We start from the raw sequence: 21,032 nt of genomic DNA, 5'->3' as shown, positions 1-21,032 counted from the left end.
ATGAATGTTCTAAATAGGGCGATAGATATCTGGAAAGCAGAAGGTCTCGTGTCTCTATTGCGATCCGTTCCCAGATACATCTACTGGCAGTTTGGGATCCGGTCCATTCATCTTCGAGTAAATTATATTCTGTCTGACTCGACCGCTACTGTCTCGATGCCAGATGGTGAGACTGTTTTTTCAACAGAGACGTTTGCCGAATTCCAACGGGTACGGTCGCTGATGAACGAAGAGGAAATGATTCGTGATCTCTGTACGGAGTTACAATCCGACGATGTCTTCTACGATATCGGAGCAAATGTGGGTGTCTATTCTTGTCTGGCGGGCGCAGTAACTACAGAAGGGAAAGTCGTCGCGTTCGAGCCTCATCCCGAAAACGTTCGGGCACTAACCGATAACATCGATCGAAACGGGGTTGACGCGACGATATTGGAGACCGCACTGTCTGACGAGAGTGATACACTCGTGCTGTCTGAGGATGGATCCGAAGCTGGACGCGGTGAACATCAACTAACGGACGGAACGCACGATGACGGAATTCAAATTGATGTTCAGACCCTTGACGAGATGTGTTTGGAACGGGACTTTCCCAAACCAAACGTTCTGAAGATTGACGTCGAAGGTGCCGAGTGGAACGTGATCAAGGGCGGTCTCCGGACGCTGTCAGCGGACGACTGTCGCCTTATCTACTGCGAAATTCATCCAGACGCTATTGAAACGTTCGGAGGAAGTTACGATGATATAGTTGACAGTCTGGCCGAATGTGGATTCACGGTTGAGGCAACGTATGGGGGGGAGGGAACATCCAACCCGATGATTAAGGCAACGAAGTAGCTGAGAATCACCGAAGTGATCGCTGTCTTTTTAGTACGGTCGGTCTCACCTCGACATAGTGAGTCTCCAGTCGAATAGCATTGACGAGGACGTTTCTATCGTCACCCCTGTCTACAACGACCCTGACGGTATCAAAATCACCCTCGAGTCTCTCCTCACCCAATCGACCACTCACGACTACCGAATCACTGTCATCGACAACGACTCCACCGACCGTACCCCCGACGTCGTCCGCTCCTACGACCATGACCGACTCGAGATTGCCCACGAGACCGAAATCCAGTCTTCCTACGCCGCCCGCAATACCGGTATCCGAAACACCTCCACCGAAATCCTCGCCTTCGTCGACGCCGACATGACGGTCCCCGAGGACTGGCTCGAGTCCGCCCTCCAACCCTTCCAAAAACGAGAAGCCGACTACATGGGCTGCAACGTTGAACTCACCCTCCCCGACGACCCCACCCTTGCGGCCCGCTACGACCACCACACCGGATTCCCTATCGAACAGTACATCGAACGCCAGCACTTCGCTCCGACTTGCTGTCTCTTCGTCCGCCGCGAGGTCTTCGAGGACGTCGGCCTCTTCGACCACCGACTGATTTCCGGCGGCGACAAGGAGTTCGGGAACCGGGTCCACGAGGCGGGCTACGACATGTACTTCGCCGAGGACGTCACCATGTACCATCCGACGCGGAACTCGCTGGAAGCGCTCGTCAAGAAGGATCTCCGCGTCGGCCGCGGCCTCTGCCAGCTCCAACGCTACCACCCTGATCGCTACGGCACGCCCGGCGTCCCACCCCGCCCCAGTGGCGTCAAGTCACCCGGTCGCGACCTGCCGCGCGGCGATCGTCTCGCCTTCGGCGCGCTTTCGAGGGCTCTCACCGGCGTCCGCGGCCTCGGCTACTATCGAGAGTACGTCACCGGCGACCGCGACCCGGAACTCGAGGACGGAATTCCGCAACTCGAGCAGTAACCGAACTCGACCTAAACGGAACGCGTCAGATTTCTGCAGCGGTCTCCTGATCGACGGTTAACCTCGACCGATCGACGTCGGCCAACCCGTACAAGTAGCCGAAGCCGACCGCTGCGGTAAAGATGAATATCGTCGCGAGCTGTTTCGCCTTCGCACTCGAGGGTCTCCGAACCAGATCCGAAACCCGCCCGGGAACGAACTCGAGTAGCAACTGCTTCAGGTATTCGTTCTTATCTCCCGAAGCTTCGGGCAACAAGAGGTCCATGATCCGTTTCGAGTAGCCCTGCCAGAACGATCGGAACACCAGCCACCGGAAGTCGCCGCGGTAATCGAACAGTTTGTGGTGGACTACGGCCTCCGTATTGTACACCACGCCCCTCCCGTACTTGTTCGCCATCCGGATGCAGACCGGTGCTTCGTGGGCCTGGATGTGTCGGTCGCCGTGTCGACCCGTGTTCTCGTCGTAGCCGCCGACGCTCAGAAACACGTCTCGGCGAAACGAGATGTTCGAGCCGTACGTGTTCCGCAACTCCGCCATGTGCTCACCCATCCCGCGTTCGTCGCAGCCGACGAGCCAGTAGAACTCCGCCGGGAAGAAGTCGGGCTTCTCGGTCACCCAATCCGGTGCGACGTGGCCGCCGACGGCGATCGCGTCCCGTTCCTCGTAAACTCGAGCCAGTTCCGCCACCCAGTCGTCCTCGGCGACCGCGTCGTCGTCGATGAACGCCACGACCTCGCCGGAGGCGAGCTCGGCGCCGCGAGTCCGGCTGTAGGAGATACCGTGATTCGCGTCGTTACAGTGTACGTTGACGTTGTCGCGGTCGCCGTAATCGGTACGGACGCGCTCGAAGACGTCGTCGTTCCCGTCGACCACGATGACGACCTCGAGCGGGTCGTACGTCTGAGCGAGAACGCTGTCGACGCACTCGGAGAACACGTCGTAACGGTCTATTGCGTAGGTGCAGACGACGACGGAGACCTTCATCGCGCCTCGATTGCTGTGATCGGACGATAAGCTTTTTTGTTCCGATGCGTTCCAGCCTGTAGTCACGAGCGTCGTTCGTCGAACCCGGACGTAACGAATAATCGCTGATTATCGGGTTGGTCGAATCCGCGGACTGGGACCCGTTGTCACTCGCTCGAAAGTGACGCGCCGTTCGTGACTGGCCAGACTCGTGACGACTAGACCGCATCGTCACGACCAGGCCTCTGTCGTCACGATTGTGCCGCAAGTCCAATCGAACGCTACTCGCGCCACGAGCGGCTGGTGTGGGTCGAGAGCGGCCGGTGTGGGTCGAACTGGTGGCTCCGACAGCAAGCGCACACGACGTCTTGACGAAGTGACCGCGCGTAGCGTCGCAGTCGCGTTCGACGGCGAGAGATCGAGACCGATCTCTCCGACGACCGTCGACGGCTCGAGACCAGTTCCGGTGCCGAAGACGGAGGAACTACTCCGACTCCCGAATCTCGCCAAGGTGCTCCCAGATCTCGGTGCAGCCGCAGCCGTCGTCGATATTCGACAAGTGATCGGCCTGGCGTTGGTCTCCGTCCTCACTCGGCTGGTTCTCGGTGCCCATGGTACTCGAAATTTGAGTAACTCGGACGAGGCCATTAACCCCCCGGAGAAACGTTCGATTGTCACCGACCGTTTCGAAGAGCAGAACGAAGTAAGCCGTCGTAGCGGCGTTGCGAGTAACGCAATCCCGCTTTCGGACGGTGCGACCGATACTCAGGGGCGCGCTACGGCCTCCGTGATAGCGAGTTGCCAGTAGCAGCGCTCTCGAGCCTGTTTCCACGAACAGATAAGCGAATCGTACTCGTCGGAAATTCGCGAGAGCGAGAGTAAATGTGGTGTACATTCCCTGAACGAACGGGGTCCTTTTCCCACTTACTCACAACTCGAGTCACTATGACCGTACTCGTAACAGGCGGCGACGGATACATCGGCTGGCCGACGGCGCTGCGGATCGCGAACCGGACGGACGATCGGGTCCTACTCGTCGATAACTTCGCGAGACGCGAGTGGGTCGAGTCCGTCGGGTCGACGAGCGCCGTCCCCGTAGCCGAGATGGACGACCGACTCGAGGCGGCGGCGGAGGTACACGGACTCAGCAACCTCTCGTTCGTCGAGGCTGATCTGGCCGACAAGGAGACCGTCGACCGGCTGTTGACGATCCACGAACCGACGGCGATCGTCCACACCGCCGCACAGCCGTCGGCGCCGTACTCCCAGATCAACGGGGAGCGGGCGAACTACACGCAGCACAACAACATGCAGGCGACGCGAAACCTGCTGTGGGGGCTCGAGGAACACGACCTGACCGACACGCACTTCATCGAGACGACGACGACCGGCGTTTACGGTGCGCCCGAGTTCGAGATCCCCGAAGGCGGGGCGACGATGGAGAACCGCGGCGAGCGAGACGAGGTGCCGTTCCCCGCGATGGCCGGCAGCTGGTACCACCTCACCAAGAGCCACGACGCGGCCAACATGCGCCTCGCGCACGCGCAGTTCGACGTGCCGATCTCCGACGTCCGGACGGCGATCACGTACGGGGCCAAAACCGAGGAGACGGCCGCGGATCCGCGGCTGGCCACCCGGTTCGACTTCGATTACTACTTCGGCGTCGTCGCCCACCGGTTCTGCGCGCAGGCCGTCGCCGGCTACCCGATGACCGTCTACGGGAAGGGCGAACAGCGCAAACCGTTCGTCGCCCTCGAGGACGCGGTCGAAGGGCTCGCGCGATTGGCGCTCTCCGATCCCGACGAGCGACCGGACGATCACGTCGTCTACAATCAGGTGACTCGAGCGATCAGTATCGTCGAGATCGCGGAGACGGTCGCCGACGTCGCCGGCGAGTTCGATCTCGGCGTCGAGGTCGAACACTTCGACAACCCGCGAGACGAGGACGAAACCCACAAGATGGAGATCGAGAACGATCGGTACGACGCCCTGATCGACGGCCAGTCGACGACGTTCGAGGAGGGCGTCAGAGACGTTCTCGAGTCGTTGGTCGACTACCGGGACACGGTCGGAGCCCACGAAGACCGGTTCTTGCCCGACGTATTGACCGGCGACGAGGCGGCCGAGACGGTCACCGACGACTCGTCCGACGAAGCACAGCCGATCGACACAGAGGCCGAGTAGGATGCGCGTTCTCGTCACGGGCGGGTGCGGCTACATCGGGAGCGCGCTCGTCCCGCTGCTGTGTGACGACGAGCGGGTCGACGAGGTCGTCGTCCTCGACTCGCTCGAATCGGGATCGCCGGCGAACCTCCGCAGGAGTATCGGCGACGGACTGGAGTTCCGCCGCGGCGACGTTCGCGAGTACGGCGACGTCGAAAGCGCGATGCGCGGCGTCGACAGCGTCGTCCACCTGGCGGCCATCACGGGCGCGGCCTCGACCCACGACCGACGCGACGAGACGTTCGCGGTCAATCGCGGCGGGACGGAGAACGTGCTCACCGCCGCCGGGAAACTCGGCGTCGACTCGGTCGTGTTCGCGTCGTCGTGTAACAACTACGGGCGGGCGGCGAGCACGAACATCGACGAGACGACCGAGCAGGACCCGCTCAACCCCTACGCGGAGTCGAAAGTGGCGTCCGAGCGACTGCTGACGGACGCGATCGACGACTACGGCATCGACGGCACCGCGTTGCGGATGAGCACGAACTACGGCTGGTCGCCCGGCGTCCGGTTCAACCTGGTCGTGAACCACTTCGTCTTCCGTGGCCTGACCGACCGCCCGCTGACGGTGTACGGCGACGGGAGCAACTGGCGGCCGTTCATCCACGTCGAAGACGCCGCGCGGGCCTACGCACACGCCGCCCTCGAGCCCGAGTCGTGGCCGCAGCTGGTCTACAACGTGGGATCGAACGACGAGAACTATCGAATCGCCGAAATCGCCGAAACCGTCCGCGACGAACTCGACCGCGATCTAGACATCACCTACCTCGAGGACGAACACCCCGGGCCGTCGTATCACGTCAACTTCGATCGACTGAACGAGACGGGATTCGAACCCGAGTGGACGGTTCGGCGGGGCGTCCGCCAACTCGCGGATCGCCTACGGGGACGGCAGACTCGACCGGTGACGATCGAAGCATGACGGGGTCGACGAACGCGACGGAGACGACGGCAGAGACGGAATCGACGACCGCTCGAGACGAGCCGTCGACGTACGATCGGGACGAGCCGACGGTCGCGATCACCGGGGCGGCCGGGTTCATCGGCAGTCGCGTCGTGGACCAGCTTCGGTCGGCGCACCCCGACTGGAACCTGCTCACGCTCGACAACCAGTACCGCGGACAGCTCGAGTCCGTCGGCGAGGTGGCGATCGACCGCATCGACGTCCGAAACAGAGGGCGACTCGAGGAACGGTTCGAGGGTGCGGACGTCGTCCTCCACCTCGCGGCGGTCAGCGGGGTCGACGACTGCGACGAGAACCCGGACCTGGCCTACGAGGTCAACGTCACGGGGACGAACAACGTCGCCTGGTTCTGCCGGAAGACCGGGGCGGGGCTCGTGTTCCCGTTCAGTATGGCCGTTCTCGGCGATCCCGAGACGTTCCCGATCACCGCGAACCTGCCGCGCGAGCCGTTCAACTGGTACGGGCGGACGAAGCTCCTCGGCGAGCGGGCCGTCGAGACGTTCGCCGACGGCTCGTTCCCCGCCCACGCGTTCCTGAAGTCGAACCTTTACGGCGATCACGTCGTCGACGGGACCGTCGTCTCGAAGCCCACCGTGATCAACTTCTTCGTCGATCGAGCGACGGCGGGCGAGACGCTGACGGTGTACGAACCGGGAACGCAATCGCGCAACTTCGTCCACGTCAAGGACGTCGCCCGCGCCTACGTCCGGAGCGCGGAGCGACTGCTCGAGCAGCTTGCGGCCGGCGAGACGGGCACCGAGACCTACGAGATCGCCGGCGACGAGGATCCGTCAGTGCTGTCGGTCGCGGAAACGGTCCGGGGGCTCGCGCGCGAGGAACTCGGCGAGACGGTCGACGTCGAACTCGTCGAGAACCCCCGGAGCGCCGAGACGCTGGTCGAGGAGTTCTCGGTCGACACCTCGAGGGCGAACGACGAACTCGAGTGGGAGGCGCGTCACACGGTCGAGGAGTCGGTACGGGAGCTACTGCGCCGGCGCGCGTAGTCGAGCAGCGGACCGTTTCGGAACGACTCGAGCCGTGCGACCACTCGGATTTACGGTCGTCCGCAGCCAATCGAACGACAATGGGTCCGCGAACCGGTTCGACGGAACTGCTCCAGCGACTGAACCTGAAGGAGTACGAGGCTACGGCGCTCGCCCACTTACTGAGCGCCGGTCGGACGACGGCACCGGATATCGCCGAGGCGACGGACATCCCGCAGGCGCGGGTGTACGGCGTCCTCGACTCGATAGCCGATTACGGCTTCATCGAGGTGATCCCCGGTCGACCGAAGCAGTACCAGCCGAAATCGCCCGAGGAGATTCTCGAGCGAGCGAAAGAGAACCGACGACAGCGATACGAGGATTACTGTACCGAGATCGAGGATCTTCGCGAGGAGTTCATAGCGGAGTTCGGCCCGCTGTACGAGCGGGCGGACGAGGACGTGACGCCGACGGCCGACCTGTTTCACGTGGTCGACGTGGGAACTCCGAGCGAGACGGAAACCCGGCAGCTCTACCGGAACGCGTCGGAGGAGATCTTCGTCATCACGAACAGCTTCGCGTACTTCGACGACGTCGAACCGGCCGTGACCGGCGCGCTCGAGGACGACGTCTCCGTTTCAGTGCTCTTTCTCGAACCGCGTAAGCTTCCGCGGGAGAAAGCCGCCGTGCAGGCGGACGTCGTCGACCGTCTCGCGGTCGACTTCCCCGAGATCGAGTACCGATTCAGCGAGGAACTCCTCCCGTGGCGCGGGACGTTCGTCGATCCGAGCATGGAGTACGACTCCGGGAAGGCCATCTTCCTCGTCGAGGAGACCGACGTTCCCGACCACCGCCGCCAGGCCGCGATCACGCAGAACGGCTCGTTCGTCGCGGGAATGAAGCGATACTTCGATCTGATCTGGGAGTACGAGAGCCTCGAGACGCGTCCCTCGAGATGACCGATCGCGGTGGCGCCGGTCGATCTCCGAGCGCTACGAGCCGCCGTACCCCGTCGGCAGGTTGCGCACCACCGTCGTCCGGAAGCGACCCGACAGGAGGAACAGCGCCGCGAAGTACGTCGCCGCGCCGACGGCGACCAGCGCGACGGCCGCCAGCTCGCTCGGCTCGAGAAAGAGGCGTCCGGCGCCGACGACGGCGGCCATCGGTACCGCGGCGAGCACCTGCGTCCCGACCTCCCGGTACGGGAACGAGACCGCAATGAACCGATCGAGAACGCGATAGCCGATCACCAGCGTTACCAGCGCGGAGACCGCGGTCGCGACGGCGGCGCCCATCCAGCCGTAGACGGAGACGAGCGCGACGTTGAGGGTGATGTTCGTGACGAAAAAGATCGCGTTGATTCGGAACGAGAGATCGGGTCTGTCGAGTCCGTTGAGGGCATTGAGGAACTGCTCGCCGTACGCGTAGGCGAGCCGCGAGCCGACGAGTATCACGAGCACGGCGTGGCCGACGCCGAACTCGGGACCGTAGATCCGGAGGACGAAATCCCCGATGAGCGCGCTGCCGACCAGTCCGGGGATGAGAAACAGGCCGGCGTACGCGAACGCGTCGTCCAGCAGGCTCGCGATCCGGTCGTGTTCGTCGTCCTCGGCGACGCTACTGATCTCGGGAAACAGCGTCTGCTGTATCGCGAGGCTGAAGACCGCGAGCAGCGACGCGAGGTTCCAGGAGATCTCGTAGACGCCGATGAGTTCGGGCGCGACGAACACGCCGAGGACGAGCGTGTCCATCGACGAGAACGTGCGCGAACTCAGCCGCCCGAGCCACGAGTACCGGGCGTAGTCGAACAGACTCGACAGGTGGCGGCGACTGGGGAGGTCTACCGTCCAGGTGACGAAGAACGCCCCCACGACCCCCGCGATGGCGGCCGCGAGCGCGTAGCCGGCGAGGAGCCCGTACAGCCCGAAGCCGAGGACGACGACGCCGATCTGGAGTGCGCTCCGCGAGAACGTGTCCACCGGGGTGAGCGCGCCGGAGATGTGGACGCGGTGCTGTCCCTGGAGCGCGCCCGAGACGAACATGAGCAACAGCGATCCGAGGAGGACGACGGCGATCGGGAGCGCCACGGGCTGGCCGATGTAGGCGGTGACGAGGTCCCGCGCGAGGTACAGCCCGACGAGCAACACCGCATAAACCCCGAGGAACAGCCCGATTCCGGCGGTGACGTACGCCCCGCTCTCCCCGCCTTCGCTCAGACGTTTCGTCAGCGCCGACTGGACGCCGCCGAACAGGATCACTTTCAGCCAGATCACGATCGCCACGACGAGGAAGTACGTGCCCAACACGCCCGCGCCGAGCGTCCGTGCGAGGTAGATCGTCGCGAGAAAGCCGAATATCGACGACGCGATCTGGGACGCGAAGTTGATGAACGAAATCTGGCCTAACTTCATATGCTGGTCCCGGCGCGAACGGCTATCGTCAGACGGGGACTCGCGAAAAACCGCCGTCGAATCCTAGTCACGGTCCGCTCGCAGAAACACCATCGGTCCGCGCTCCGCGATGCGACTTACGTCGTATCCGAACTCCCGAAATCGGCGTTCGACGGCATCCTCGCTGACGCCTTCCTGTTGATGGACCTCGCAGAACACGGTCCGTACCGCGCTCGAGGACAACGTTCCCTCCAGGCCGTCGAGAACCGCGAGCTCGCCGCCCTCGACGTCGATCTTCACGACCGACGGCGTCGGGACGCCGTCTTCGATCACGTCGTCTCCCGGCCGGACGGGCACGTCTGCGACCGTCTCCGCCGACGTGTCCACCAGCGAGAACGACCCGTATCCGGGCCGGTCCTCCTCGCCGTGCAGCGCGGCCGTCCCGTTCCGGTCGCTCAACGCGACCGGGAGGATCGTGACGTTCTCGAGGTCGTTCAGGGTCTTGTTCCGGATGAGTTTCGCGATATTCCGGTGGTGGGGTTCGACGGCGACGACGCTGGCCTCCGGGTTCGCCGCCGCCGGCAGCAACGCGTGCGTCCCGATATTCGCACCGACGTCCCAGTAGACGTCGTCGGCTCGCACTTCCGCGACGATCTCGTCGATGAGCGCCTCCTCCTCGAGGAAACTCGAGACGCGGTTGTACTCCGCGAGGGTCGACACGTCGAATCGAACCGTTCGGCCGGCGACGTCGACGGGGTACGGGTTCGGAGTGCGACGATGATCGATCATCTTCGTGCCCGTCTGGATTCGACGGTGGATCCCGAAGACGAACGGGTGGAGACCGGCCCGTTCGGAGAGGCGCCGAACCGGTCCCGCGTAGAGCGAGGACAGCAGCGTTTCCGCTCGTTCGTGCATGGCGCACATCTTTTCCTCCGGTACGACGGAGAGACACATTATACTGGTCACTGCTCTCGCACACAGCGAGAGTCGAGCGGTTCGTCGGGTCGATCGCACGGCGCGCCGTCGCGCGGACCGACGCCGACGGCTTTCAGGGCGAAAACAGCCCGTTCCGAGCCGGATACGAGTTACAGAGCGAGAGGACGCCGTACAGGTCGAAGTAGTTGTTCTCGCCCGCGAGGTGGCGCCGGTGCAGGTCTTCGACCGTCTCCCAGTCGACGATCGCCGGACAGCGGTCGGGGTTCTCCGGCGTCAGCAGGTGCGTTTCGGCGATGTCGGTCTCTCGTAGCACGCGATCGCCGTCGCTCCACGAACGGCTTCCGCTCCCGGAATCGGAGTCGGATCCGAACTTGCCGCTGAAACTCCGCCACAGCCGCGCGGCGCTGTACACCGTCCTCGGATAGGTCAACGGGAGGCCGACGCTCGATTTCGGAATCTCCGCCAGCTTCCGGTTTCGAGCCGTGAGTGCGCGGTTGACGACGCTCCGGCGGACGTGATGGCGGTGGGGAACGGACAGCGAGAACTCGATCACGCGATTGTCCAGAAACGGATAGTGCGTCGGCAGCATCTGGTTCGTGACGTAGTACATGAGATACGCCTTGTTGTTCGTCACCGGGTAGAAGCCGCCGGCGTGCGTGAGCGCCTCGAGGGACGGATACGTCACGCCGTGGTGAACGATGGTTCCGTCCGATTCCGTCATGCGGTCGCGCAACACCTCGATCGGGCTCTTTTCGAGCGTCACGTACGCCGGTTGCTGGTTCGTCGACGGCCCGCGGTGGTACTGGTAGTTGCGGACGATGTGCTCGGCGTAGGAGTCGACGTCCTCGACCGGATCGAGGATCGGCAGCGGGATCGTCCACCCGAGGCGGGGGACGGGAACCTCCAGCGTCGGCATGTAAAACCCCTCGAGTACGGTGTCGGCCGTGTGGCCGGCGAACACGGCGTCGACGTCGGCCGTGAGTTCGTCTTCGAACCCCGCGAAGTGAGCCTGATCGAAGAACGACGAGAACACGTGGGAGTCCGCCACGCGCTCCAGGACATCCGTCAGATAGTCCGGTTCGCGCCGGAGAAATCTGAACTCGACGCCGACGGTTTCACACACCTTCCGCGCGATCTCCGCCTCCCTGTTCATCGAGTCGTTCAGGTGGTACCCCGTCACGTCGCGGTCCTCGAACAGCGATAGGAGGAGCCTCGAGTCGCTCCCGCCGCTGATGAACAGTCCCTCCTCGGCCGACGGCTCCCGGCGCTCGTCGACGCTGTTCCGGATGATCGACTCGAACTCCTCGACGAACGCGTCGTACGACTTGTCCGCCGGTCGGTATCTGGGGACCCAGTATGTTTCGAGGGAGGTTTCGCCGCTCTCGAGGTCGACGGTGAGTTTCGATCCGGGATGGAGCTGCGACACGCCCTCGAACGGCGTACAAACGCCGAACGCGCGCTCGAGTTTGAGGTACTCCGACATGAGTTCGTCGTCGACGGCGGTGCGAAAATCAGGATGCGCCAGAACGGTGTTCAGGTTCGTCGAAAACAGGACGCGGCCGTCGAGTGACTCCGTGAAGTAGATCGGGCGAGCGCTGAGTCGGTCCGTGAACAGCGTCGCCTCCGATCGGTCGCGGTCGAGTATCAGGCCGGCGAACTCGCTGTTCAAGCCGTCGACGAACGACGGTCCGTGTTCGGCCAACAACTCCGCACAGTAGGTCGCGTCGGCCCTCTCGCGGTCTCCTCTCGGCGCGTACCCCGTCGAGTCCTCGAATCCGATGACGTCGCCCCAGATCCAGAGCAACTGCTCCGATCCCCCCGTTCCTCGAGCCGTCGCGGGCTGCTGTGCGTCGGTTTCCCGGTGGACCGAGAGATGTACTCGAGCATCGTCGTTCCGGTAATCCGCTGCTTCCTCGTCGACACCCCATTCGATAGTGGATGCGATCGCGTCGATATCGTGCTGTGGATCGCCCAGAACCCCGCAGATGCCGACCATGGGTTCGTCGTTGTCCGGAGAGCGAGAAAAGCGTACTGGAGCGTTCGACTCTGAGAGAATCGCCCGAATCGATCAGCGGTAGTCCGTTCGATAGCCGCGCTCTCGCATCCACGAATCGTCGAAGAGGGTGTCGAAGTACTGATCGCCGCTGTCACAGCCGATCGCGACGACGTTCGCGTCCGGCCGCTCGCTCGCGACGTCTCGTGCGACGGCGATGGCGGCACCGGACGAACCGCCGACGAGGACCCCGCACTCGGCGGCGGCGCGCCGAGCCTGAACGAACGCCCGTTCGTCGCCGACGCTTCGCACCTCGTCGACGTACTCGAACCACATCGTCGGGAGTTCGTGATCCTTCCCGAGTCCCTCGACCTCGGTGTCGTACGCCTCGGAATCGGTTCCGTAAAATGCGGTTGAGATGTTCGAATTCTCCGCGTCGACGCCGACGACGCGCACGTCCGGCTTCCGCTCTTTCACGAACTTGGCGATGCCGGAGGCCGTCCCGCCGGTCCCCATCGGACAGACGACGTGGGTCAGTCCATTCGGCGCCTGGTCCCACAGTTCGGGGCCGGTCCACTCGTAGTGAACGGTCGGGTTCAACTGGTTCGAATACTGGTCGATCCAGATCCCGTCCCGCTCCGCAGCGATCCGCTCCGCCGTCTTCCGATAGTGCCGCTCGTCGTCCGCGTCGACGTTCGGGCACTCGACGATTTCGCTTCCGAACGATCGAACGTAGCCGATCTTCTGCGAACTCGTTCCGGCCGGGACGGTCAACACGCCGTCGTAGCCGAGTCGATTCGTCACCAGCGAGATCGCGCCGGCGGTATTGCCCGACGACGCCTCGACTACGACGTCGCCGTCCGTCAATCGGCCGTCGGCTTCCAGTTCGCGAACGATCCCGAGCGCGAGGCGGTCTTTCATCGACCCGGTGGGGTTGTCGGACTCGAGTTTGAGCGAGATGCCCCCGCCGTCCGTCGGTTCGGGATACTCGATGAGCGGGGTTCCGCCGATGCGGGCCAGTATCGGATCGTCCGTCGGGTACGGGGAATCGTTCGTCTCGACCGTCGCCACTTCGCTTTCGACCCGTCCACCGTCGCTGGCCACGCCGTTCGGAGGACCGCCGGGCTCGTCGGTCATCGTTGCCGCATTTCAGCGCCGCTGTACTGGTCAGTGCGCGTCGAAACCGCCGTGAGTGCGGGTACGAACGCGATGCGACCGAACGACGACACCTGCTCGAGCGCGGACAACGATACGGAGAGAACTGCGCCTACCTGTCGCATACCATCGATCTACGACTCCGCGCGGCTTAACCGACCCCGATGCATTGTCAAGTTATTATTCCTAATCCGGTATCGTGCCCCTATCGGGTTACGGCCGCATCCGAAACGACCGACGAGACGGACGGGAACGGCGGCCCCAGGCGAGATCACGACCGACCGCGGCGGATCGATCGTTTCGCGCGCTCGAACGCCGATTGCGCCGGTGCACCGCCGGCAGCGATCGCGGCGTAAAGGAGGAACTGCGGCTCCATGGGATACAGCGCTACGGCTCGTCGGAGAAACCGACGCGCCGTCTCGTACTCCCCCGCGGGGAGCGCGTACCACGCGCCGACCCGGAACGCGGCCCAGCCGAGCATCTCGCGCTCGAACAGGCGGCCGTACGCCGCCGCTCGAGGCCGGTGTTTCCGGACGAACCGCGGGTAGGTCTCCTCGACCAGCGACTCGAGGTCGTCGGTGATCCGGTCGTGACCCCCCGCGTGGTTCGTAACGAGCGGTTCGGAAATGGGCCGAACGCGCCAGCGCTCGGCGATCCGAATGTACCAGTCGAGATCCTGCCAGGTCGGGAACGCCTCGTCGAGGGGACCGGCGTCTTCGGCCGCCGCGGCCCGGACCATCACGCAGGAGAACGAGCCGATCGCGTTCCGGCGGAGGAGCGTTCGCGTCACGTCCCCGGCGGCGGACGCGTCGGTCGTCCGAACCACCGCTCCGTCGTCGTCGACGAGTCGGAGCGCGGTGTAGACCAGTCCGACGTCGGCGGGCGATCGCCGAAACGCCCCCACCTGCCGGGACACCTTCGACGGCGCCCACTCGTCGTCGTCGTCGAGAAACGCGAGGAAGTCGCCCGACGCTTCGCGGATGCCCGTATTTCTCGCCGCGTTCGCCCCGCGGTTTTCGTCGTGTCTGATAACGACTATCTCGTACGGGAACTCCTCGCGCAGCGGCTCGACGGCCGCTTCCGCTGGGATCTCCGATCCGTCGTCGACGACGACGATCTCGAGGGCCTCGTAGGTCTGTTCGGCCACGCTCTCGAGGGACCGGACCAGCCGCTCGGGCCGGTCGTACGTCGGAACGACGACGCTCACGAGCGGCGTTCGGTCGGTCATCTCACTCCTGATAGCCGAGGTCGCGCAGTCGTTCTTTGACCTCCGCTTGCATCTCGACCTCGCCGAGGTCCGTCGCGGTCTCCTCGACCGCCCGTTCGTGCTCGTCGATCACGGCCCGCGCGTGCTCGAGGGCCTCGGGTTCGGCGTCGACGAGGGTTTCCCGTTCGTCGGGATCGGCCGTCAGGTCGTACAGTTCCTCACCGCCACCGGTGCGGATGTACTTCCACTCGCGGTCGCGGTAGGAGAAGCGTCGCTCTCCCGAATTCGTGTTCTCCCAGTCGCCGACGACGTGCTCACGGGACCACCCGTCGCCGTCGAACAGCGCGTGCAGACTCTCCCCGCGGAAGGTCGACGGCTGCTCGAGCCCCGCGCCGTCGACGAGCGTCGGCGCGACGTCGAGGAGGCCGACGAGGTCGTCGTGCTCCCCGCCGTCGCCGGAGCCGTCGTCGTACAGCAGCGGGACGTGGAGCACCTCGTCGTAAAACGTCGCGTAGTGGCTGAACTGGCCGTGGTCGAGGAACTCCTCGCCGTGGTCGGCCGTGACCGTCACCGTGGCGCCATCCCACGAGTCCCGGACGGTCTCGACCAGGCGACCGATCTGCTCGTCGGTGAACCGGATCTCCGCGTCGTAGAGGTCGACGATGTCCTCGAGTTCGTCCCGGGTGACCTCGTCGGGCGACTCGATCATCTTCCGGCGCAGTTTGATCGCCCGCCGGTCGCCGATCGGTTCGTCTCGAAAGGCGCGCTGATGGCGCTCGGGGGGGACGTAGGGGTGGTGGACGTCCATGTAGTGGACCCACAAGAATCGCGGACCGTCGTTTTCGACCGACTCGACCCACTCCAGCGCGCGGTCCGTAATCTCGTCGGCGCTGACGTACGCCGAGCCGACGTTCACGCCGGCGGTTTGCTCGGCGGTCTCGAACGCCTGCGCGAGCGTCTGATAGAGCAGGCCCTCCGAGTCCAGTTGGTCCTTGACGAACTGTCGAAGCCGCGCGGTCGCCGACGGGTCCGTCTTCGAGTCGTAGAACTCGTCGAACCCGCGGTCGTACCCGAAATCGGCGCTCAGGTACAGGTTCGAGTGAAACCCGGCCGTCCGGTAGCCGGCGTCGTCGAACGCTTCCGATAGCAGCGTTCGGTCCTCGGAGATCCGCTCGTAGCCGCCGTACATGAGCGCGTACGACGACGTGAGGATCGACGGGAACGAGGGACGAGTGCTGCAGGCGTGGGCGAACGCGTTAGTACAGGTATGTCCGCGATCTGCGAGGTCGTCCAGATTCGGCGTCGTGTCCCGAGCGTAGTCGTGCCAGCCGACGTGATCCGCGCGGAGGGAGTCGACGGTCACGAACAGGATATCGTCCATGGGGACAACTGCAATGTCGCATCATTTCACGATTGTGATGGTTTTCTTATACGTTTCGGCGATCTCCGCCCAGTCGAAGCCCCGAGCGAACGACCGGAGCGGGTCCGGGTCCGTCCCCGCCGCGCGCTCGACGGCGCGAGCGATACCCTCCGGCGTCGGCTCGCAGAACTCGACGAGTCCGTCGAACCGGTCCTCGGCGCGGCCGCGAACCTGCACGGTCGGCAGTCCCGCCGCCCCGTACTCGAGGACCTTCAGCGTGTGCGGATCGTCGACCAGACAGACGCCGACGTCGGCGGCGCGGAGATACCCCGGCACGTCCTCGTGCGGGACCGTCCCGGGAAAGATCACGTTCCCGCGGGACGCCGCCGTTCGCTCGACGAGGTCCGAGAGCGACCCCGCGCCGAGGACGACGAGCGTCCACCCGTCGTCCTCGAGTGCCGTCGCTGCGGCGAGCAGTTCCCGGATGCGGTAGATCGGCTCGAGTCCGCCCACGTAGATCGCGACGCGCTCCGCGCCGTCCGCGTCGAGCGACGACTCGGCCCTCGAGAGCGCCTCCGGCGAGGGAGTCGCGAACCGATCGAACTCGACGCCGAGATCCGTCTTCGTCGCGGACGCGAGGCGATCGACGCGCGCTCGTTCCTCGGCGTAGACGTACAGGACGTGGTCCGCGACGCGGAACGCCGCGTTCTCGAGGCGGCGGACGATTTCGGCGAGCCAGCGCGGATTGGTCTCCTCGAACTGCCTGATCGGATCGACGTGGTCGACGACCAGCGGCGTTCCGGTCGCGAGTTTCAGGAACGCGCCGGCGATGGCGCCCGCGCGCGTCGTCCCGACGACGACGTCGTACCGCTCGCGCTCCCGTAGCGATCGCAACACCGTCTTCGGCGTCGTTCCGCGGACGGTGACGTCGACGCCCTCGCTCGAGAGGTGATCGGCGATCCGCTGGCGGCCGACGCTGATGTCAGCCGGTTTGTCGGGGGTAAGCCAGAGCACCGACGGCGGGACGTTCGCGCCGCTCATCGGTACCGGGCGAGTCCGTACAGGTAACCGAATCCGACGACGGCGGTGAAGACGAACAGTGCGAGCAACTGCGTCGCCCGTCCCGCGTGCGGGGCGGTCACGAGGCCGCGGGTTCGGTGGGGAACCGACTCGAAGAGGAGTTTCCCGAGAAACTCACTCTCCTCGTCGCTCGAGTTCGGCACGAGCGTCTCCATCGCCCGCTTCGAGTAGCCCTGCCAGAACGCGCGCTCGAGCAGCCACGTCGGGTCCGTTCGGTACTCGAAGACCTTGTGCTCGACCGCGGCGTCGGGGACGTACCAGACGCCGCGACCGTACTCGCGTTGCATCCGCGCACACAGTTCGGTCTCTCCCCCCTGCAAGTTTTTGTCGCCTTTCCGACCGCCGATGGCCGTATCGAAACCGTCGAGGTTTCGGAACACATCGCGACGGAAGGAGATGTTTGAGCCGAACGTGTTCCGCACCTCTCCTTCCCCGTCGGCGAAGCCGCGGTGGGTCACCCCGACGAGCCAGTAGAACTCTTCGGGAAGGAATTCGGGCTCTCCGGCGATCCATCGCGGCGTCATCTTTCCGCCCGCCGCGATCGCGTTCTCCTCGTCGTACGCCTCGACGAGCGACTCGAGCCACGCCTCGTCGGCGACGGCGTCGTCGTCGAGAAACGCCACCACGTCGCCGCTTGCGAGTTCGACGCCGCGGTTGCGACTCGCCAGCAGCCCCCGGTTCTCGTCGTTACAGTGGACGACGACGTCGTCGCGCCCGCCGAAGTCCTCGAGCACGCGCTCGTAGACGGCCTCGACGCCGTCGACGACGACGACGAGTTCGACCTCGTCGTACGTCTGCTCGAGGACACTCGTCGCGGCTTCGCGGAAATCGTCGTACGAATCGAGGGAGTACGTGCAGAGTACGACCGAGACGTCCATCGACCGAACATACCATCGCTTCCGCCGTCAGTGTTGTGGATAAAACGACTATCGCTCGGTGACTGTCGTCGATCGGTACACGAAAACGATGGCGAACAGATGACAAGGCTTATTCTTGGCTTGGCACTGGTGGAACCTAATGAGTACGGATACCGAACACGTCGAGGAAGGGGACGAGACGCCCTCGTCCGTCCTCGAGTCGTGGGCCGACTGGTATCACCTCCCGATCATCGGGGCGGTGATGCTGTTTATGTTCTGGGTGCGAACCCAATCGTACGATCGGTTCGTCACCGACGACGGAACGCCGGCGCTGGCGGGCGTCGACTCCTGGTACCACTGGCGAACGATACAGTGGACGAGAGAGAACTACCCGCGCACGATGCCGTACGAGGTCTGGACGGGGTTCCCGGACGGGAATCAGGTCGGTCAGTTCGGCACGCTCTTCGATCAACTCATCGTCACCGTCGCGATGATCGTCGGACTCGGTGATCCGTCGCCGGAAACCCTGTACACCGTCGCATTGCTCTCGATTCCGGCGATGGCCGCGCTGGTCGCGATCCCCGTATTCTACATTGGACGTCGGCTCGGCGGGACGATCGGCGGAATCGTCTCGATAGTCGTTCTCGCATTGTCGTCCGGTTCGTTCTTCTCGCGATCGCTCGTGGGTCAACTCGACCACCACGTCGGTGAGGTGCTGTTCATGGCGATCGCCGTCCTCGCGATGATGGTCGCCGTTCGCGTGGCCGAACGAGAGCAGCCGATCTACGAACTGGTCGTCGATCGGGACCGCGACGCGCTTCGCGAGCCCGCGATCTACAGCGTCCTGGCCGGACTCGCACTCTCGTTCTACATCTGGGTGTGGCCGTCGGCCGTCGTCCTGATCGGCATCTTCGGCGTCTTCTTCGTCGTCCAACTCTCTCTCGACTACCTCCGCGGCATCTCCCCGGATCACGTCGCCTTCGTCGGTGCAATCAGTCTCGGCGTGACCGCGGTCGTTTCGACGGTTTTGATCGAAGACCCCGGGTTCAGCGTCTCGAGTTTCGGCTACGTCCAACCGCTGACCGCGCTCCTCGTGGCCGGCGGCTGCCTCTTTATGGCCTGGCTCGCGCGAACCTGGAACGCGCGCGGTCTCGATCGCCGGTACTACCCCGTCGCGATCGTCGGCATTATCGGCGCCTCGCTGCTCGTCATGTGGCTCGCGATACCCGAACTGTACAGTACCCTGGTCGGTAACGTGACCGGCCGACTGCTTCCGCTCAATCCGAGCACGGGGGCGCTCACCATCTCGGAAGCCCAGCCGCCGGACGACTTCACCGGTCGCACCTTCGACGAGTTCGGTGCGGCCTTCTACACGATGCTCGCGGGCCTCGCGCTCCTCGTGGCGCGGCCGTTCCTCGGCCGCGAACTCCGTGCCGAGTACACGCTGATCGTCGTCTGGGCGCTGTTCATGATCAGCATGGCCGCGACGCAGGTCCGCTTCATGTACTACCTCGCCATCGCAGTGGCGGTCGTCAACGCCGTTTTCGTCGCGGACGTGATTCGTCTCTTCGACCTCGATATTCGGCCGGGACTCGACTCACTTCGCGGGATCGAGACGTACCAGGTTATCGTCCTCTTGCTGGTCGTCGTCCTCCTGTTCGCGCCGCTGCTGCCGCCGATGGCGGCCGACAACACGACGACGTGGGAGCGCGGACAAAACACCGGTCCGTCCGGTGGCGCGATGACCTGGCAGGAAGCGAACCACTGGCTCGGGGAGAACACACCCGAACCGGGTAACTGGGGCGGTGCGGACAACGCCGACGAACTTGACTACTACGGCACGTACGATCCCGACAACGGGTACGAGTACCCCGAAGGCGCCTACGGCGTGATGTCCTGGTGGGACTACGGCCACCTGATAACGACGCAAGCCGAACGCATCCCGCACTCGAACCCGTTCCAGCAGAACGCCGTCTCCTCGTCGGCGTACCTGACCGCTGACTCGGAGGAACGCGCCGAACTGATTCTCGATGCGATCGCCGCAGGCGAATCGCCCAGTGATCAGACGGACGCGGAACTCGAGTCCATGGCCGAAGACGCGACCCACGAGGAGATGCGGTACGTGATGATCGATCACGAGATGGCCGGCGGGAAGTTCAGCCCGATCACCCAGTGGACTGGTCCCGATTACGACCACTACTACGGCACGAACGACTACCAGGTCGGCGGCGACGAGCAGGGGCTCCCGGCGCCGAACGAGAACTACGACAACACGACGATTGCCTCGCTGTATCACGACGACGCGGACGGGATGGAACACTACCGGTTGGTCCACGAGAACGACGACTACGCGTTCGTCGGGGCGATGCAGATCGGCCAGAGTATCAGGCCGCACTACTCCCTCGAATTCTCGCGACTCGGCATCGACACGGGTTGGAGTGAGGTCGCCGAGACGTACGCCGCCGAACTCGAGGAGGCCCGCGCAAACGACGAGGTCTACCAGGGTATCGGCGGGGCCCCGATGTGGGACGCCGAGGTCGTCTCGACGGTCAAAACCTACGAACGCGTCGAAGGGGCGACGATCACCGGACAGGTCGACGACGAGGAGAACGTGCTCGCGGACGACGCGACGGTGACGGCCGAAGTCGAACTCGAGACCGAATCCGGCCGCACGTTCACTTACGAACAGACGGCCGACGTCGCGGACGACGGCAGCTTCGAGCTGACCGTCCCCTACGCCACGAACGACGAACTGGGCGTCGACGACGGCTACACGAACAGCAGCGTCGAGGCGCTCGACGGCGAGTACGACGTGACCGTCGGCGAACCGGGTGAAGGCGGGTTCGAAGGACAGATCGAGGTCCCCGAGACCGCAGTCGTCCAGGGTGACTCCGTCACCGTCGACCTCGAGCAGGTCGAACTCGAGGACCCGGACGAAGGTGACGAGGACGAGAACGGCGATGCCGATGACGAGAACGGTGACGCCGACGATGAAAACGGTGACGCCGGAGACGGTGATGAAGACGAAGCTGCGGGGGACGAGAACGGCGCCGAGACTGAAGACGAGTAATCGTCTCTCGTCGCGCTAACGACGGTTCGTTCGGAAACGTTCG

The 21,032-nt window shown here is 64.3% G+C and carries 17 protein-coding genes; 7 read left to right on the top strand and 10 right to left on the bottom strand.

The window, feature by feature from the left end; translation table 11 throughout:
• Nucleotides 1-222 precede the first annotated feature (222 nt).
• Nucleotides 223-834: an FkbM family methyltransferase gene (locus ACSFC5_RS04395; RefSeq protein WP_440764033.1), complete on the top strand. Its 612-nt coding sequence runs from the start codon at nucleotides 223-225 to the stop codon at nucleotides 832-834.
• A gap of 58 nt (nucleotides 835-892) precedes the next feature.
• Nucleotides 893-1,807, top strand: a complete 915-nt coding sequence (locus ACSFC5_RS04390) for a glycosyltransferase family 2 protein (RefSeq protein ID WP_440764032.1) — start codon at nucleotides 893-895, stop codon at nucleotides 1,805-1,807.
• A 25-nt stretch (nucleotides 1,808-1,832) separates the two neighbouring features.
• Here the strand turns inward: ACSFC5_RS04390 and aglG (ACSFC5_RS04385) are convergent, their stop codons facing one another.
• Both aglG (ACSFC5_RS04385) and ACSFC5_RS23325 read right to left on the bottom strand, forming a co-directional pair.
• Nucleotides 1,833-2,792: a glucosyl-dolichyl phosphate glucuronosyltransferase gene (gene aglG / locus ACSFC5_RS04385; protein ID WP_440764031.1), complete on the bottom strand. Its 960-nt coding sequence runs from the start codon at nucleotides 2,790-2,792 to the stop codon at nucleotides 1,833-1,835.
• Nucleotides 2,793-3,255: 463 nt separating this feature from the next.
• Nucleotides 3,256-3,384, bottom strand: a complete 129-nt coding sequence (locus ACSFC5_RS23325; protein WP_502261956.1) for a DUF8595 family protein — start codon at nucleotides 3,382-3,384, stop codon at nucleotides 3,256-3,258.
• Nucleotides 3,385-3,716: 332 nt separating this feature from the next.
• On the opposite strand from ACSFC5_RS23325, the gene ACSFC5_RS04380 reads away from it, so the two are divergent.
• From ACSFC5_RS04380 to ACSFC5_RS04365, 4 genes are all read left to right on the top strand, one after another.
• Entirely contained in the window at nucleotides 3,717-4,955 is a 1,239-nt protein-coding gene (locus ACSFC5_RS04380) for an NAD-dependent epimerase/dehydratase family protein (RefSeq protein WP_440764030.1), read from the top strand.
• A 1-nt stretch (nucleotide 4,956) separates the two neighbouring features.
• Entirely contained in the window at nucleotides 4,957-5,916 is a 960-nt protein-coding gene (locus ACSFC5_RS04375; RefSeq protein WP_440764029.1) for an NAD-dependent epimerase/dehydratase family protein, read from the top strand.
• A complete protein-coding gene (locus ACSFC5_RS04370) occupies nucleotides 5,913-6,962 on the top strand; it encodes an NAD-dependent epimerase/dehydratase family protein (RefSeq protein ID WP_440764028.1) in 1,050 nt (349 codons plus the stop codon). The genes ACSFC5_RS04375 and ACSFC5_RS04370 overlap by 4 nt, the downstream gene beginning before the upstream one ends.
• A gap of 80 nt (nucleotides 6,963-7,042) precedes the next feature.
• Nucleotides 7,043-7,900, top strand: a complete 858-nt coding sequence (locus ACSFC5_RS04365; RefSeq protein WP_440764027.1) for a TrmB family transcriptional regulator — start codon at nucleotides 7,043-7,045, stop codon at nucleotides 7,898-7,900.
• A 33-nt stretch (nucleotides 7,901-7,933) separates the two neighbouring features.
• On the opposite strand, the gene ACSFC5_RS04360 is transcribed toward ACSFC5_RS04365, so the two are convergent.
• The 8 genes from ACSFC5_RS04360 to aglG (ACSFC5_RS04325) form a co-directional block, all read right to left on the bottom strand.
• A complete protein-coding gene (locus ACSFC5_RS04360; protein ID WP_440764026.1) occupies nucleotides 7,934-9,352 on the bottom strand; it encodes an oligosaccharide flippase family protein in 1,419 nt (472 codons plus the stop codon).
• A gap of 63 nt (nucleotides 9,353-9,415) precedes the next feature.
• A complete protein-coding gene (locus tag ACSFC5_RS04355; RefSeq protein WP_440764025.1) occupies nucleotides 9,416-10,255 on the bottom strand; it encodes an FkbM family methyltransferase in 840 nt (279 codons plus the stop codon).
• A 124-nt stretch (nucleotides 10,256-10,379) separates the two neighbouring features.
• On the bottom strand, nucleotides 10,380-12,263 hold the full coding sequence (locus ACSFC5_RS04350) for an asparagine synthase-related protein (protein WP_440764024.1): 1,884 nt from the start codon (nucleotides 12,261-12,263) through the stop codon (nucleotides 10,380-10,382).
• A gap of 72 nt (nucleotides 12,264-12,335) precedes the next feature.
• The gene (locus tag ACSFC5_RS04345; RefSeq protein WP_440764023.1) at nucleotides 12,336-13,397 is read right to left on the bottom strand and encodes a PLP-dependent cysteine synthase family protein; all 1,062 of its coding nucleotides are present in this window, start codon (nucleotides 13,395-13,397) and stop codon (nucleotides 12,336-12,338) included.
• Between the two features lie 289 nt (nucleotides 13,398-13,686).
• A complete protein-coding gene (locus ACSFC5_RS04340) occupies nucleotides 13,687-14,643 on the bottom strand; it encodes a glycosyltransferase family 2 protein (RefSeq protein WP_440764022.1) in 957 nt (318 codons plus the stop codon).
• A gap of 1 nt (nucleotide 14,644) precedes the next feature.
• Entirely contained in the window at nucleotides 14,645-16,003 is a 1,359-nt protein-coding gene (locus ACSFC5_RS04335; RefSeq protein WP_440764021.1) for a sulfatase family protein, read from the bottom strand.
• A gap of 21 nt (nucleotides 16,004-16,024) precedes the next feature.
• Complete coding sequence (locus tag ACSFC5_RS04330) at nucleotides 16,025-17,023, bottom strand: glycosyltransferase (protein WP_440764020.1); 999 nt, start codon at nucleotides 17,021-17,023, stop codon at nucleotides 16,025-16,027.
• A complete protein-coding gene (aglG, locus tag ACSFC5_RS04325) occupies nucleotides 17,020-17,940 on the bottom strand; it encodes a glucosyl-dolichyl phosphate glucuronosyltransferase (protein ID WP_440764019.1) in 921 nt (306 codons plus the stop codon). The genes ACSFC5_RS04330 and aglG (ACSFC5_RS04325) overlap by 4 nt, the downstream gene beginning before the upstream one ends.
• Before the next feature lie 139 nt (nucleotides 17,941-18,079).
• Between aglG (ACSFC5_RS04325) and ACSFC5_RS04320 the strand changes: the two genes are divergently transcribed.
• Nucleotides 18,080-20,989, top strand: a complete 2,910-nt coding sequence (locus ACSFC5_RS04320) for an oligosaccharyl transferase, archaeosortase A system-associated (RefSeq protein ID WP_440764018.1) — start codon at nucleotides 18,080-18,082, stop codon at nucleotides 20,987-20,989.
• Nucleotides 20,990-21,032: the final 43 nt, after the last annotated feature.

Origin of the sequence: Natronorubrum marinum (assembly GCF_052040125.1) — an archaeon.
Classification (GTDB): Archaea; Halobacteriota; Halobacteria; order Halobacteriales; family Natrialbaceae; genus Natronorubrum.
This window is presented reverse-complemented; position numbering and strand designations above follow the sequence as displayed.